This is a genomic window from Micromonospora sp. WMMD734, from assembly GCF_049178975.1.
Lineage (GTDB): Bacteria > Actinomycetota > Actinomycetes > Mycobacteriales > Micromonosporaceae > Micromonospora > Micromonospora wenchangensis.
This window is the reverse complement of record NZ_JBMHMK010000001.1, coordinates 6874733-6888485: the sequence shown is the minus strand read 5'-3', so window position 1 is coordinate 6888485 and position 13753 is coordinate 6874733. Positions and strand designations below refer to the sequence as shown.

Annotated in this window: 15 protein-coding genes; 6 read left to right on the top strand and 9 right to left on the bottom strand. The window is 71.8% G+C overall.

What is annotated here, in order from left to right; genetic code table 11:
- Positions 1-12: 12 nt before the first annotated feature.
- From ACN267_RS30130 to ACN267_RS30110, 5 genes are all read right to left on the bottom strand, one after another.
- Positions 13-1551, bottom strand: a complete 1539-nt coding sequence (locus ACN267_RS30130; protein ID WP_204957922.1) for a glycosyltransferase family 39 protein — start codon at positions 1549-1551, stop codon at positions 13-15.
- Positions 1548-2546 (bottom strand): glycoside hydrolase family 26 protein, encoded by a 999-nt coding sequence (locus tag ACN267_RS30125; protein WP_421490171.1) that lies wholly within the window; start codon positions 2544-2546, stop codon positions 1548-1550. Before ACN267_RS30125 ends, ACN267_RS30130 begins: the two co-directional genes overlap by 4 nt.
- Positions 2543-4195 (bottom strand): glycosyltransferase family 2 protein, encoded by a 1653-nt coding sequence (locus tag ACN267_RS30120; RefSeq protein ID WP_204957920.1) that lies wholly within the window; start codon positions 4193-4195, stop codon positions 2543-2545. Before ACN267_RS30120 ends, ACN267_RS30125 begins: the two co-directional genes overlap by 4 nt.
- Positions 4196-4458: 263 nt before the next feature.
- Positions 4459-5982, bottom strand: a complete 1524-nt coding sequence (locus ACN267_RS30115) for a sensor histidine kinase (RefSeq protein ID WP_421490170.1) — start codon at positions 5980-5982, stop codon at positions 4459-4461.
- A gap of 52 nt (positions 5983-6034) precedes the next feature.
- Positions 6035-7066, bottom strand: a complete 1032-nt coding sequence (locus ACN267_RS30110; RefSeq protein WP_421490525.1) for an SIS domain-containing protein — start codon at positions 7064-7066, stop codon at positions 6035-6037.
- Between the two features lie 189 nt (positions 7067-7255).
- On the opposite strand from ACN267_RS30110, the gene ACN267_RS30105 reads away from it, so the two are divergent.
- Positions 7256-9082, top strand: coding sequence for a tetratricopeptide repeat protein (locus ACN267_RS30105; RefSeq protein WP_421490169.1), 1827 nt, complete (start codon positions 7256-7258; stop codon positions 9080-9082).
- A 60-nt stretch (positions 9083-9142) separates the two neighbouring features.
- Here ACN267_RS30105 and ACN267_RS30100 read toward each other — a convergent pair whose 3' ends face one another.
- Positions 9143-10732: an MDR family MFS transporter gene (locus ACN267_RS30100; protein WP_204957917.1), complete on the bottom strand. Its 1590-nt coding sequence runs from the start codon at positions 10730-10732 to the stop codon at positions 9143-9145.
- Between the two features lie 116 nt (positions 10733-10848).
- On the opposite strand from ACN267_RS30100, the gene ACN267_RS30095 reads away from it, so the two are divergent.
- The 4 genes from ACN267_RS30095 to ACN267_RS30080 all read left to right on the top strand — a co-directional run bounded on the left by ACN267_RS30095 (position 10849) and on the right by ACN267_RS30080 (position 12212).
- Entirely contained in the window at positions 10849-11415 is a 567-nt protein-coding gene (locus ACN267_RS30095) for a TetR/AcrR family transcriptional regulator (protein WP_204957916.1), read from the top strand.
- A gap of 15 nt (positions 11416-11430) precedes the next feature.
- Positions 11431-11583 (top strand): Scr1 family TA system antitoxin-like transcriptional regulator, encoded by a 153-nt coding sequence (locus ACN267_RS30090; RefSeq protein WP_421490524.1) that lies wholly within the window; start codon positions 11431-11433, stop codon positions 11581-11583.
- A gap of 74 nt (positions 11584-11657) precedes the next feature.
- Positions 11658-11843 (top strand): DUF397 domain-containing protein, encoded by a 186-nt coding sequence (locus ACN267_RS30085; protein WP_204957914.1) that lies wholly within the window; start codon positions 11658-11660, stop codon positions 11841-11843.
- Positions 11844-12020: 177 nt separating this feature from the next.
- Positions 12021-12212: a DUF397 domain-containing protein gene (locus tag ACN267_RS30080; RefSeq protein ID WP_421490168.1), complete on the top strand. Its 192-nt coding sequence runs from the start codon at positions 12021-12023 to the stop codon at positions 12210-12212.
- A gap of 53 nt (positions 12213-12265) precedes the next feature.
- Here the strand turns inward: ACN267_RS30080 and ACN267_RS30075 are convergent, their stop codons facing one another.
- On the bottom strand, positions 12266-12796 hold the full coding sequence (locus tag ACN267_RS30075) for a GNAT family N-acetyltransferase (RefSeq protein ID WP_421490523.1): 531 nt from the start codon (positions 12794-12796) through the stop codon (positions 12266-12268).
- On the bottom strand, positions 12796-13011 hold the full coding sequence (locus ACN267_RS30070; protein ID WP_145921537.1) for a biotin/lipoyl-binding carrier protein: 216 nt from the start codon (positions 13009-13011) through the stop codon (positions 12796-12798). Before ACN267_RS30070 ends, ACN267_RS30075 begins: the two co-directional genes overlap by 1 nt.
- A gap of 234 nt (positions 13012-13245) precedes the next feature.
- On the opposite strand from ACN267_RS30070, the gene ACN267_RS30065 reads away from it, so the two are divergent.
- Positions 13246-13320: a 50S ribosomal protein bL37 gene (locus ACN267_RS30065; protein WP_369700219.1), complete on the top strand. Its 75-nt coding sequence runs from the start codon at positions 13246-13248 to the stop codon at positions 13318-13320.
- A gap of 145 nt (positions 13321-13465) precedes the next feature.
- On the opposite strand, the gene rsrA is transcribed toward ACN267_RS30065, so the two are convergent.
- Positions 13466-13753 (bottom strand): mycothiol system anti-sigma-R factor, encoded by a 288-nt coding sequence (gene rsrA / locus ACN267_RS30060; RefSeq protein ID WP_204957911.1) that lies wholly within the window; start codon positions 13751-13753, stop codon positions 13466-13468.

The following is a 13753-nucleotide window of genomic DNA, read 5'->3' as shown; positions in this document are numbered from 1 at the left end:
CACCCACCCCGGTCAGGCCGGTTTGCGTTCCAGCAGGACCACCCGGACCCGGTCGAACCGCTCGACGTGACGGATCAGGAAGCGCTGCCGCAGCAGCGCCTCCCGGGCCGGCGGCAGCCCGGCCAGCGGGTCGTTGAGGTGACCGGTCTCCACCAGCCAGATCCGCCTGGTGTCCCCGAGGCAGGGCAGCGGTTCCCGGCACTCGCGGGCGGTCAGCCAACCGGTCTGCCGGGCCGGTACGGCCACGAAGACGTCCCGGGGGTGCGTCTGGTCGCGCAGGCCGTAGTCGGTGGCCTTGCGGGCCACGTCGCTGGAGCCACCGAACCCGTCGTTGTAGGCGACCCCGTCGCCCGGTTTGACCTGGCTGCCCAGGTAGCGGACCGCGTCGAGGTAGCGGGGCTGCCCGTCGGCCTCGTTGGAGCGGACCCGCTCCTGGGCCGGCCAGGTCTGCCAGGCCAGCACCGGCAGCAGCACCAACGCCCCGGCCAGCCAGGCCGCCGGCAACCGTTCCCGGGTGGCCAGCCGCGCGGTGCGGCAGACTGCGAACGCGGCGAGCAGCGCCCACGCGGGGACGGTGAACAGGAAGTACCGGGCCAGGAACAGGTGCACCACGCTGAACGTCAGGTAACCGGCGACCGGGGGCAGCACGGCCCAGATCAGCAGCATCAGCACGGTGTTCCGCCACTGCCGGCCGGCGACCGCCACCGCGAGGACGGCGAGCGCCGCGACCAGCGCCAACGCGGCCGTGGTGCCGGTCAGGTTCGCCAGGAAACGGAGCACCGCGTCGCCGTCGTTCTCGACCCAGGAGATCTGGCCGGACTGCCGGCTACCGAGGATCAGCACCGGGAGGACGAACAGCCCGGCGATGCCGGTGGACGCCGCCCACCGCCACCGGGGTTCCTCGCCGGGCACCGACCGCCACAGGTGGAACAGGTGCGCGAGCACCACCAGCAGCGCGACGAAGTGCAGCCAGCCGACCAGCACCAGCAGCACGCCGTACGCCCACCAGCGGCTCCGGGTCGGCCGGTCCACCGCGCGGAGGAAGAGCCAGGTGGCCGCGACCGCCGCCAGGGTGACCAGGGCGTACGACCGGGCCTCCTGGGCGTACCGGGAGACGGTGGGCAGCAGGGCGAAGACCAGGCCGGCCAGCACCCCGACCGGGGTGTCGAAGAGTCGCCGCCCGATCAGGGCGACCAGCCCGGCGGTGAGCCCGACCGCGAGCACCGAGGGCAGCCGCAGGGCGGTCGTCGAGTCCCCGGTCAGCGTGGTCAGCACCGACATGATCACGTAGTAGCCGGCGTGCACCAGGTCGATGTTGCCGACCAGCATCCGGAACTGCTCGACCGACAGCGACGTGACGTGCCAGGTGACCAGTTCGTCGTTCCACAGGTCCCGGGCGTCCAGCCGCCACCAGCCGAGGCCGAGCGCGACGACGGTCGGCAGCAGCGCCCACCAGCCGCCGCCCCGGCCCGCCGCCCGCCGGGGTGCGGCGTGGCCGGTGACCTCCGCCGGGTCGGCCTGCCCGGTCCACTGGATCGCCGGCGCGGTCACTTCACGGTCCTGATGTCGAAGCCGAAGGTGTCCTTGGCGGCGGCCCGGCGGAACGCGCGCAGGGCGGCGTCGTCCCGGTCGATGTTCCACTTCCCGGAGCCGTTGATGTTGAAGTAGGCCACCCCGAGGAGGTCCCCACGCTTGGCCACGTTGGTGAGCAGGTCGGTGATCTGGGCCGGTCGCCGGCTGCCCGGTTCGGCCCCGGTCTCCACGATCAGCAGGGGACGCCTGGTGAACGTGCGGATCTCGGTGATGGTGGGCACGAAGAGGTCCCGGAACGTCTTGGGGCCCCGGTTGGTGTAGTAGCCGTCCATGCCGACCCAGTCGACGTAGGCGTCCCCGGGGTAGAGCGCCCGGATGCTGACCTTGCGCAGGTAGTTGACGACGTTCGGGGTCCACGTCCAGATCACGTTGGTGGCGCCCTGCTGGGTGAAGATGTCGTGCAGGTGCCGCCAGGCGGCGACGTACTCGGCGGCCCTGGTCTGCTTGGTGCCCCAGGAGTACCAGTGCCCGTTCATCTCGTGGGCGAAGGTGAGGGCGATCGGCAGGTTCAGGGTGCGTACGGCGGTGGCGAACTCCTTGACGTACGCGTCGTGCTTGCCGACGGCGATGTCCCGCAGCGGCACGTCGTACGGTTCCCAGCGGATCACCGCCAGCGCGCCGTAGTTGTGCAGCTCACGGACCTCGCTGGCGGCGAACCTGTCGTCGAAGCTCTCGAAGATCGCCACCAGGTTGGGGGTCTTGCCGGTCTCCTCGGCAAAGGCGCGGACCCGCGCCATCTCGGCACCACCGGTCACGGTGACACCGAGGTACCTGCCCTTCGGTGACTTCAGCGCGGTGACGTCGTACGCCGGGACCTGTTCCTCGGTGGCGGCGACGCCGCCCGGCCCGGCGGCGGACCCGGCGACCTTGATGTCGACCCGGCGCAGCACGGCGAACTCGGTGAACGCCAGCGCGACCACCAGCAGGAAGGTGACCAGGTACTTCGTCCTCACCTGACGACCTCGACGTCGCGTTCCGGGTCGACCAGCAGCGCCTGCCCGACGACGGCGAGGTAGAAGACCGCGCTGAGCAGGGCCGGTACGAAGATCCACGGTTCGGGTTCGACGAGCATCCGCCAGCCGGCGACGCCGGCCCAGACCAGGCCGGTGCCGGCGGTCCACACCTTCATGCCGGTCCACAGCCGCCGGGTCTTGCTCTTCTTGGCGGTGCCGCCGGTAGGCTGCCAGCCCATCCGCCGGCCCCGGACGATGTCGATGACGGCGAAGGCGTGCGCCCAGCCGTAGATCATCTTGACCGTCCAGCTCTCCAGGCCGTACCGGTTGCGGTGCCAGAGCGGGAAGATGATCAGGTTGTAGACCACGCTGGGCAGGATCAGCAGGTAGTTGGCGATCGCGATCTGGTGCGCGAACACGGTGAGCATCAGCACCGGGATGACCGGCGCGACGAAGGTGAACAGCCCGGTGTGCAGGTAGTAGCAGAAGCCGGAGAGGTAGCTGAGCCGGGCCCGCAACCGCAGTTTCGTCGACCAGAACTTCCGCGACCCGAGCAGGCTCATCGAGCCGGCGCACCAGCGGTACTGCTGGGTGAAGAACGAGTCCACGTCCGACGGGCAGAGCCCGGCGGCCAGCACGACCGGGATGTAGCGCAGGTTCCACCCTTTCATCCGCAGGTCGAAGCCGGTGTGCACGTCCTCGGAGTGCTCGATGAGGGTGGACCCACCGATGGAGAACAGCGCGTCGCGGCGGTAGACGGCGCAGCTGCCCACGCAGATCGCCGAGTCGTGGGCCTGCCGGGACACCTGCACCGACCGGTAGAACAGCTCCTGCACCGCCCCGGCCCCGCGCTCCACCCAGGTCTGCCCCAGGTGCACCCGGAAGTACTGCGGCGACTGCACGATGCCCGCGTTCGGCTCGGCGTCGAACCAGGGCAGCATCTGGTCGAGCATGTCCTTACGCGGGACGAAGTCGGCGTCCAGGACCAGGATGAAGTCGCTCATCGTGCGTTCGAAGGCGTACCGCATGTTGCCGGCCTTCTTGAACCAGCCCCGGTTGGGTCGTCGCTGGTAGACGAAGCCGAAGGCGAGCGCCATCCGTTCCATCGCCTCGTTGGGCGAGTCGTCGAGCACGTAGACGGTGACCTCGCCCCGGTAGTGGCGGCCCATCGCCCGCACGTGCTCCCAGGTGTTGCGCAGCACGTGCGCGGGTTCGCCGCAGACCGGCAGGAACACGTCGACGCTGGGGTGGCGGGCCGGCCGCCAGGTGCGTACCAGTTCCTGGTGGCGGGCCAGGTCGAAGCCCGGGGTGAACAGGTTGACCGCGAGCGAGACGAGGTAGTAGACGACGGTGAAGAACAGCAGCGGGGCGAGCAGCCACAGCCACGGGGCGAGCCGGACGAAGAGCAGTTGGCTGGTGATCAGGCAGCCGAAGCTGACCAGCGACGGCACCATCAGGGCGGCCAGTCGCCGCTTGCGGTAGGAGAGCATCTCGGCGTCCGTCGGCGGCAACGGCACCGGGGCGTACGCGGGCCGGTGCGGCGCGTCGGCGTCCCTGCGCGGGGTCCACTTCGACACCTGCCGCGGCACCCGGAACTCGGCGGTGGGCGACAGCACCGCGGCCGGATCGACCGCAGGCGGTGAGGTCATCGCTTTCGTCTCCCCCGCTCGCCGGGCCGCACGCACTCCCCGACAGGGCGATCGGGATGTCGCCGGACGCGTCCAGGGAAGCCGGGCACGGTGAACTGGCCGTGTCTGCTTGGTGGTGAAGCTAGAAAACTATTCAGTCGGCCGCAAGGTGTCAATGCCCGCGAATCGGCTGAAAGGCGTATCGGACCGCAGATCGCACGTCAGTCCACTCACATTCATCCCGACGTCACCGGCGGGCAACCGGGTCGCCGGGGCGGCCCGGTTCAGACCTTGGCCAGCGGCAGCACCAGCACCGCCTCGGTCCCACCGGTCGGGCCGGGACGCAGCTCGATGCTGCCCCGCAACTCCCCGGTCACCAGGGCCCGGACGATCTGCAACCCGAGCCGCCCGCCCCGGTCGGCGTCGAACTCGGCAGGCAGCCCGCGCCCGTTGTCGGTCACCGAGACGTGCAACTGCTTGCGCTGCCGGTGCGCCGAGACGACCACCTCGGGCCGGGTCTCCGGCTCCACCACCTCGTCGCCCTCCTCGGCCGGCGGGAAGCCGTGCTCGACGGCGTTGAGCAGCAACTCGTTGAGCACCATCACCAGCGAGGTGGCGATCTCGGCGGGTAGCACCCCGAAGCTGCCGGTCCGCCGCATCCCGACGCTCACCTCGGTCGCGGCCACCTCGGTCGCCGCGCTCGCCACCCGGTCGACGATCCCGTCGAACTCGACCGCCTCGTCGCTGGACATGGAGAGCGTCTCGTGCACCAGGGCGATGGAGGCGACCCGGCGTACCGACTCCTCCAGGGCGACCCGGGCCTCCGGCATCGACACCCGGCGGGCCTGCAGGCGCAGCAGCGCGGCGACGGTCTGCAGGTTGTTCTTCACCCGGTGGTGGATCTCCCGGATGGTGGCGTCCTTGGTGATCAGGGCCCGGTCGCGGCGGCGTACCTCGGTGATGTCGCGGACCAGGACCAGCGCGCCGATCGGCACCCCGGCGGGCATCAGCGGCAGGGCCCGGGTGAGCATCGTCGCCCCCCGGGCGTCGATCTCCCGCCGGGGCGGGCCCTCGCCGCGCAGCGCGGCGAGGATGCCGTTGGCCGCCTCGGTGCCGTCGAGCGGGTCGCTGGCCAGCCGGCGGTGCAGCTTCGCCAGGTCCTCGCCCACCAGGTGGGAGGCGTACCCCAACCGGCGGTACGCCGACTGCGCGTTCGGGCTGGCGTAGGTGACCTTGCCACCGGCGTCGAGCCGGACCAGCCCGTCGCCGACCCGGGGCGCGGAGGTGGTCTCGCCCGGGTGCCGGGGCGGCGGGAAGGTGCCGTCGGCGATCATCTGGGCCAGGTCGTCGGCGGTGGTGAGGTAGTTCAGCTCCAGCTGGCTGGGGGTGCGGGCGGTGGACAGGTTGGTGTCCCGACCGACCACCGCGATCACCTCGCCGGCCTCCCCGTCGGCGGTGCGCAGCCGGACCGGGATCGCCTCGTGCCGGGCCGGCACGTCGCCATACCAGACCGGGTCGCCCTCCCGCCAGATCCGGCCCTGCCGGTAGGCGACCTCCAGGTGGGCCACCTCCGGGCCGCCCACGATCCGGCCCACCTGATCGTCCAGGTAGGCGGTCGGGGCGGTCGTCGGGCGGACCTGGGCGACGCAGAGGAACGTGCCGTCGGCGTCCACCGGCACCCACAGCAGCAGGTCAGCGAAGGACAGGTCGGACAGCAGCTGCCAGTCCCCGGCGATCCGGTGCAGGTGGTCGATGTCGGCCGGGCGGAGCTGGGTGTGCTCCTCGGCGAGGTCGCGCAGCGTGGACACGAGACACAGCGTGCCACGCCCACCCGGACGCCGTCGCGCTGGCCGGCCCGGGTCACATCGTCGCGGTGACCTTCTTCAGCCCGCGCGGGGCGTCCGGGTCCTCACCCCGGGCCAGCGCCAGGGCGAGGGCGAGGCGCTGCAACGGCAGGATGTCCAGCAGCGGGGCGTACCGCTCGTCGACCTCGGGCACGGCCAGCCGGGTGACCCCCTCGACCTCGGCCGAGCCCACCACCACCACGTCGGCGCGGCGCTCGCCGAGGCGGGGCAGCACCTCGCCCATGGACCGGCCGCCGGGGCCGGAGCCGACCACGGCCAGCACCGGCACGTCCGGGTCGGTCATCGCGAGCGGGCCGTGCAGCAGGTCGGCCCCGGAGAAGGCCAGCGCCGGCAGGTAGGAGGTCTCCATCAGCTTCAGTGCCGCCTCCCGGGCGGTCGGGTAGGCGTACCCCCGGCCGGTGGTGACGAGTTGGCCGGCGAACCGGTAGCGCGGGGCGAGCCGGGTCGGGGTGTCGTCGGCGAGGGTGCGTTCGGCCAGCTCGGGGAGGCGTTCCAGGGCGGCCCGCTGGTCGGCCGGCAGTACGCCGTCACCGGCCCGGACGCCCTCCACCAGCAGCAGCAGGGCGAGCAGTTCGGCGGTGTACGTCTTGGTGGCGGCGACCGCCCGCTCGTGCCCGGCGGCGATGTCGATGCCCAGCTCGGCGGTCCGGGCCAGCGGCGAGTTGGGGGCGTTGGTGACCGCCAGGGTGAGCGCGCCGGCCTCGCGGGCGGTGCGCAGCACCTCGGTCAGGTCGGGTGAGCCGCCGCTCTGGCTGACCCCGACGACGAGCGCATCGGAGAGGTCGGGGCGGGCCCCGTAGACGGTGACCGCGCTGGGCGAGGCGAGCCCAGCGGGCAGCCCGAGCCGGATCTCGGTCAGGTACGCCCCGTAGAGGGCGGCGTGGTCGGAGGTGCCCCGGGCGGTGAAGACCACGTGCCGGGGGCGGCGTTCCGCGACGGCCGCCGCGACCCGGGCGATCGCCCCGGCGTGCCCGGTGGAGAGCAGCCGCGCGTAACCGGCCGGCTGCTCGGCGATGTCGGCGGCCATCCCGGCCCCTGGCTGCGTCACGGAAACTCCCCTCGCTGCGCGATCGCCGCGCGTTTCATGTTCAGTCTTGCACGATTCTGTCGCTGAGGACAATCCAGCGCGCACTAATGAGCAGAAGATCGGCACCGGTTGCCGGTATCCCCTACGCTTGCCCAGCCCTGGCAACCCCCCTGCTAGTGAGAGGCCGACGTGTCGGAGGAGCCACCCGCGCTGACCGCGGCCGAGGAACTCGCCCTCGCCCGGCTCGCGCTCGACGAGGGCGACCTGGCCCACGCCGCCGACCACCTCGCCGCCGCCCTGGTGCTGGCACCGACCCTGCCCGACACGCACGAGACGCTCACCCGGATCGCCGCCGCCTCGGGCGGCGACCTCGACCTCTTCCCGCTCGGCCAGCGGGCACACGTCGGGGCGGTGGTCGCCCGCGCCCACCTGCTCGCCGCCGCCGGCCGCCCGGCCGAAGGGCTCGACCTGCTGGTCGCCGCCACCGGCCACGCCCCCGGCGTCGACTGGGCCGGGGTGCCCTGGGTCACCGCCCCCGAACTGGCCCAACGGCTCGACCCGGACCGCTGCGCCCGGATCCTGATGCAGGTCTGCGCCGCGGTGCCCGACCCGGTCCCCCGCGCCGGGCGGACGCCCCTGCTGCCGTACCTCACCCTGGCCCGGCACGCGGTCGCCGCGCACCCCCGGCACGCGCTGCTGCTCGGCGCGGCGTCCGCGCTGGCCCGGCGGCTCGGCGAGGTCACCCTCGCGGTCACCTGGGCCAGCCGAGGGGTACGCGAGACGCCGTCCAAACTCGGCGAGGTCTGGCTCGGGTACGCCTACCGCAGCGCCGGACGGACCCGCGACGCCCTGGCCGCGCTGGAACGGGCCGTCGGACACGACCCCGACGACCTGGCCGTCTATGCCGACATCGCCGGCACGCTGGCCGACCACGGCCGGCTCGACGAGGCCCTCGGCTGGACCGACCGGGCGCTGGCCCGCGACCCGGCCTTCGACTGTGCGGTGCACACCGCGCACCGGCTGCGGTTCCTGCGCGACGGTGACGTGGCGCACCTGGTCGACCTCGCCGACTTCACCCGGGACCACCCGGACGACAGCCACGAGCACACCGACCTCGCCGAGTCCTGCCGGGGACGCCCCTGGCTGGGGCAGGTCACCCCGGCGACCGGCGCGATGGTCGACGCGCTGCGCCGCGCGCTCGCCGCCGACGGTTTCCCCGACGCGGCGGTCCACCTGACCACCCCGGAACCGCCGAGCGCGATGCGTACGGTCGCCGCCGCCGTGCCCGGCCTGCACGTCGAGGTGACCGGGGTGGCCGAGCCGGACCCCCGCGAGCCACGTCGGGACACCGGCTACCGGCTCTGGCGTTACGAGGGCACCACTGCCGCACCGGCCCTGCCGGCGCCGTCCCCGGTCGCCGCCGAGCGGGTACGCCACCTGGCCCACCCCGCCTGGCCGCACCCACCTGCCGCGTACGACGCGGCGGTCGGGCTGGCCACCCTGGAGCTGGCCGACCTGCTGGGTCTGCTGGTGCACCCGCCCGACGCGCCGCCGACCGCGCTGGGCCGGGTGCTCACCGGTCAGGACCCGTCGCTGTGGGTGCGTTGTGTGCAGGTCTGGGCCTGCCTGGGCCTGCTGCACCACCGCACCGACGAGCCGTGGGCGACCTCGACCCGTCGCCGGGTGCTGGTGGAGCTGATCTGGGGCGTGGAGGACTGGATCACCGAGGCGGCACTGTTCGCCCTGGTCACCGCCGCCTGGGTGGACCCGGAGGTACGCCCCGACGTGGCCGGCCTGGTGGCCGAGCGGCTCGCCGACGTGGCGACGGTCGCGCAGGGCCGGCCGGTGCCGATCGCCGTCTCCCTGGCCCATCTGGCGTTGGTCGCCCCGGCCGTCGACCCGGACACCACCGCGCTGGCCCACCGGCTGCTCGCCACCCCGGCCCGCCTCCGCCGGACCGGTCGGCTGGCCCGCGCCTGGCGTCGCCTCGCCGCCCTGGTCCGCCGCCACCCCTGACGCCACGCGGCCGGCCCGGCCCCCGGCGGGAGGCGGACCGGCCGCGACGAACGGGACGGGTCAGGAGACCGGGGCCTTGCCGAGGGCGACCTCGGCCTGCTCCTCGCCGGTGGCCTCCGGCGGCGGGACGGCGTTCGCCGTGCGCAGCGGGATCTCCCGGATGAACCAGGCGAGCACCGGCACCGCGATCGTAATGATCATCGCCCAGAAGAAGACGTGCGAGATGGCGTCGGAGAGCCCGCCGAGGACCACCTCGCGCGCCTGCGCCGGCAGTTCCTTGAGCTTCGTCAGGTCCATCCCCCGCCCCTCACCGGTGCCACCGGCGAACGCGCTGCCGGCCGGCGAGTCGGCGAGCCGGTTGGCGAAGATCGCCCCGAACAGCGAGATGCCGAACGAACCACCGATGGAGCGGAAGAAGGTGGCCGCGCCGCTGGCCGCGCCGAGGTCCTTCTGCTCCACGCTGTTCTGCGCGATCAGCATCGAGGTCTGCATCAGGAAGCCCATGCCGGCGCCGAGGACCAGCATGTAGAGCGAGGACTCCAGCTTGCCGGTGTCGACCTCCAGCCGGGACAGCAGCGCCATGCCGGCGGCCATCACCACGCCGCCGACGATCGGGAACATCCGGTAGCGCCCGGTCTTGGTGATGGCCCGCCCGACCACCAGCGACACCACCAGCATGCCGAACATCAGCGGGAGCAGGAGCAGGCCGCTGTTGGTGGCCGAGGCGCCCTGCACGGTCTGCTGGTAGAGCGGCAGGAAGTTCATCGCGCCGAACATGGCGAAGCCGAGCAGGAAGCCGATCACCGAGATCAGCGCGAAGTTGCGGTTGGCGAAGAGGCCGAGCGGCAGGATCGGCTCGACGACCCGCCGTTCGACGAGGCCGAAGGCCACCAGGCTGACCAGGGCCAGCGCGGCGAGGCCGAGGATCTGCGCGGAGACCCAGTCGTACTCGTTGCCGCCCCAGGTGGTGACCAGGACGATCGCGGTGATGCCGACGGACAGCAGCGCCGCACCCAGCCAGTCGATCCGGTGCTCGGTACGGTACTTCGGCAGGTGCATGCTGGTGGCCAGGATCAGCAGCGCGAGCCCACCGAGCGGCAGGTTGACGTAGAACGCCCAGCGCCAGGAGAGGTTGTCGGTGATGAAGCCGCCGACCAGCGGGCCGGCGACCATGGCGATCGCCATGATGCCGGCGATCATGCCCTGGTAGCGGCCCCGCTCACGCGGCGGGACCAGGTCGCCGATGATCGCCATCACGCCGACCATCAGGCCGCCGGCGCCGAGCCCCTGCACGGCCCGGAAGGCGATCAGCTCGACCATCCCGTTGCCGGTGCCGCCGAGCAGCGCCGAACCGGACATCCCGCACAGCGCCGATCCGATCAGGAAGACGACCACCGAGGTCAGGAAGATCGCCTTGCGCCCGTAGAGGTCACCGAGCTTGCCCCAGATCGGGGTGGAGACGGTGGTGCCCAGCACGTACGCGGTGACCACCCAGGTGAAGTGGTTGACGCCGCCGAACTCGCTGACGATCCGGGGCAACGCGGTGCTGACGATCATGTTGTCGAGCATCGCGAGCATCATCGCGATCATGAGGCCGAACAGCACCACCCGGATGTTGGGTTTCGCCCTCGCCTGGGTTTCCTGAGTCATGGGTAAGCTCCCCCGGAGATCTGTCGCACTTACTTGCCGCCCGGCTAGTCACCTTACTAGCCGCACGGTAAGTTGGTGAGCGGGACCCCGTCAAGCGAGTTGGGTGGTAGGTACAGGTGAGCCAGAGCACAGGCGGCACGCGTGAGCGCATCCAGGCCGTCGCCCTGGAGCTCTTCACCGAGCAGGGTTACGAGAAGACGTCGCTGCGCGAGATCGCCGAGCGGCTCGGGGTGACCAAGGCCGCCCTCTACTATCACTTCAAGAGCAAGGAAGAGATCGTCAACAGCTACGTCGAGGACCGGTTGCACCGGATGGACGAGCTGATCGGCTGGGCCCGCGACCAACCCGCCAGCCGGGCCACCCGGCGGGAACTGGTCAGCCAGTACGCCGACACGATGTTCGCCCCCGGACAGTCCGTGGTGATGCGGTTCTTCGAACAGAACCAGACAGTGCTCAAGAGCCTCGTCGCCGGCCAGCAGATGCGTGAGCGGATGTTCCGCCTGGCCGACGCGATCTGCCAGGGCGACGACTCACCCCGGGCCCAACTGCGGGCGACGCTCGTCCTGTTCGCCGTACACAGCAGCTGGTTCGCCGTCCGGACGCCGGACATCACCGACGACGAACGTAAGAAGATCGCCCTTGAGGTGGCCGACGAACTGCTGGCCGGCATCGAGGAGAGCTGACCGCTCAGGCCGGACCTGCCCGCATCGGCCGGCGTGTACGCGGGCCTGGGTGGACCGTTCACTGTGGCCGAATTGAACGACGGAAGACGCGTCGGCCGCGTCGACAGCGAGGCTCGCGCGCAGATCATCGATCAGCCTGCGGACGTTGCTACGCTGGAACGGCGGTAGGCACGCATCGTAGGCAAAGCCCTACCCACAGCGCAGTCCGTAGACCTCATCCGGAGATTGGCAGAGGCATGAACATGACCAGCGCGCAGTGGCGCAAGAGCACGAAGAGCGGGAACAACGGTGGTGACTGCGTCGAGGTGGCCGACAACCTGCCCGGCGTCGTGCTGGTGCGGGACACCAAGAACCGCGACGGCGGGACGCTGACGTTCACTCCTGGCGCGTGGCGTGGGTTCGTCAGCTTCGCGAAGGCATCTCGCTAAACAGGGCGGTGGCCCCCGGCCGGACGGCACACGGTTAGCGCACCAAGACAGTCCAGCCAGGGCGCAGATCACCGACGATGCCACCGAAATTGCAAGCCTCGAACGTAAGGCGCGCGTTGTCGGCGAGGCCCTCCCCCGGGCACAGTCTCTCGACCCCGTGAGGAAAGTGGCAGCGACATGGACATGACCGGCGCGCAGTGGCGCAAGAGCACCAAGAGCGGCAGCAACGGCGGGGCATGTGTCGAGGTTGCCGACAACCTGCCCGGCGTCGTATTCGTACGGGACACCAAGGACCGCGACGGCGCAACGCTGACCTTCACTCCCAGCGCGTGGCGCGGATTCGTGACCTTCGCGAAGGCATCCCGCTAGACAACGCGTTGGGCCCCCGGCCGGACCGGGCCGGGCGGGTCGGTACGACCCGGTCAGGACGGGCCGGCGGGCAGGGCCATCCGCAGGGCGAGCAGGTCGACGCCGGGCAGCGGCGACCAGTCCCGCTCCGGGGTACGCACGAAGCCCAGCCCCGCGTACAGCCGGTGGGCGGCGTCGGCGAGCCCGTTGCGGACGCAGATGACCATCGCCGAGCAACCCTGCTCCACCGCCCGGGACAGGCAGGCCCGGACCAGTGTCACGCCCACCCCCCGCCCCTGGGCGGCCGGGTCCACCGCCAGCATCCGGAACTCCGCCTCGCCCGGCCGGGACAGCTCCGCGTACGGGCTGCCGGGCAGCACGTAGGTGACCGAACCGAGGACCGCGCCGGTGGCTCCGTCGACGGCGACCAGGATCTCACCGTGCTCGGCCCGGCCGGCCACGTCGGCCAGCACCTCGCCGTAGCCGTTCTCGCCCTTGAGCTGACCGTCGGCCTCGTAGGCGGCGACGGTCAACCGGGCCACCGCCGGGAACTCGGCCGGCACGGCCCGCCGGACCAGCAACCCGGTCGACCGGTCGCCGGGGATCAACCGATCACCGCGATCAGGTCACCGTCCTGCACCACGTCGCCCTCGTTGACGGCGAGCTGCTCGACCACCCCGTCGGACTCGGCGACGACCGGGATCTCCATCTTCATCGACTCCAGGATCACCAGGGTGTCCCCCTCAGAGACGGTGTCCCCGGTCGACGCGACGACCTTCCACACGTTGGCCACCATCTCGGCGCGGATCTCCTCGGCCATCACGGCCCTCCTTCTCCACCGGGTGTGTCTGCGTCGGTATCCAATCACGGACCGACCCCGCGTGGGCGGAGAGCGCCACGCGCGCCCCGGCGTACCGCTGCCGCCCCGGCGCACGACGGCGCACGCCGGCCGCACTAGCATCATCAGGTCGGACCCGACGCCGGGAGGCCGGTGGCGTGCACCGGCGTCGCGGGTCAACCGCAGCAGGGTCGGACCCATCACGAGGAGGTCAGCATGGCGAAGAAGGCCCGTAAGAAGAAGGCCCGTAAGAAGAGCGGCGCGAACCACGGCAAGCGCCCCAACTCCTGAGCCGTTGCGGCGGGTGACCGCCACGACGTCAGGTCCGGCCGCGTGCCGGACGCACCGGTGGCCCGGGTCGAGTCGACCCGGGCCACCGTCGTGTGTCCGTCTCGTCCACTGTCCGTCTCGTCCACGGCGGGTCCGCCGTGTGGTGTCACTCGGCGAGTTCGCGGGACTCGCTGGGCTCGAAGACCACCAGCTCGGTGAGGCGTACCCGCAGCCGCTCGCGCAGCTTGTCGGGGGCGGTCTCGTTGCCACAGCACCGGGCCACCAGCGCCCGCACCTCCTGCTCGATGCCGTACTCGCGCAGGCACGGTCCGCACTCGTCCAGGTGGTGGCGGATCAGCGAGCGGCGCTCGTCGGCGCACTCCAGGTCGAGGTAGAGGTAGACCTCCGCGAGCACTTCCCGGCAGTCCGTCTCGTGCGGTTCTCCACAGCTCAC

Excerpts from the sequence above, each read along its gene's own strand:
- ACN267_RS30085 (WP_204957914.1), top strand. The coding sequence starts at position 11,658 with ATGACCAGCGCGCAGTGGCGCAAGAGCACGAAGAGCGGGAACAACGGT.
- ACN267_RS30120 (WP_204957920.1), bottom strand. The coding sequence starts at position 4,195 with ATGACCTCACCGCCTGCGGTCGATCCGGCCGCGGTGCTGTCGCCCACC.
- ACN267_RS30110 (WP_421490525.1), bottom strand. The coding sequence starts at position 7,066 with ATGGCCGCCGACATCGCCGAGCAGCCGGCCGGTTACGCGCGGCTGCTC.
- ACN267_RS30070 (WP_145921537.1), bottom strand. The coding sequence starts at position 13,011 with ATGGCCGAGGAGATCCGCGCCGAGATGGTGGCCAACGTGTGGAAGGTC.
- ACN267_RS30080 (WP_421490168.1), top strand. The coding sequence starts at position 12,021 with ATGGACATGACCGGCGCGCAGTGGCGCAAGAGCACCAAGAGCGGCAGC.
- ACN267_RS30100 (WP_204957917.1), bottom strand. The coding sequence starts at position 10,732 with ATGACTCAGGAAACCCAGGCGAGGGCGAAACCCAACATCCGGGTGGTG.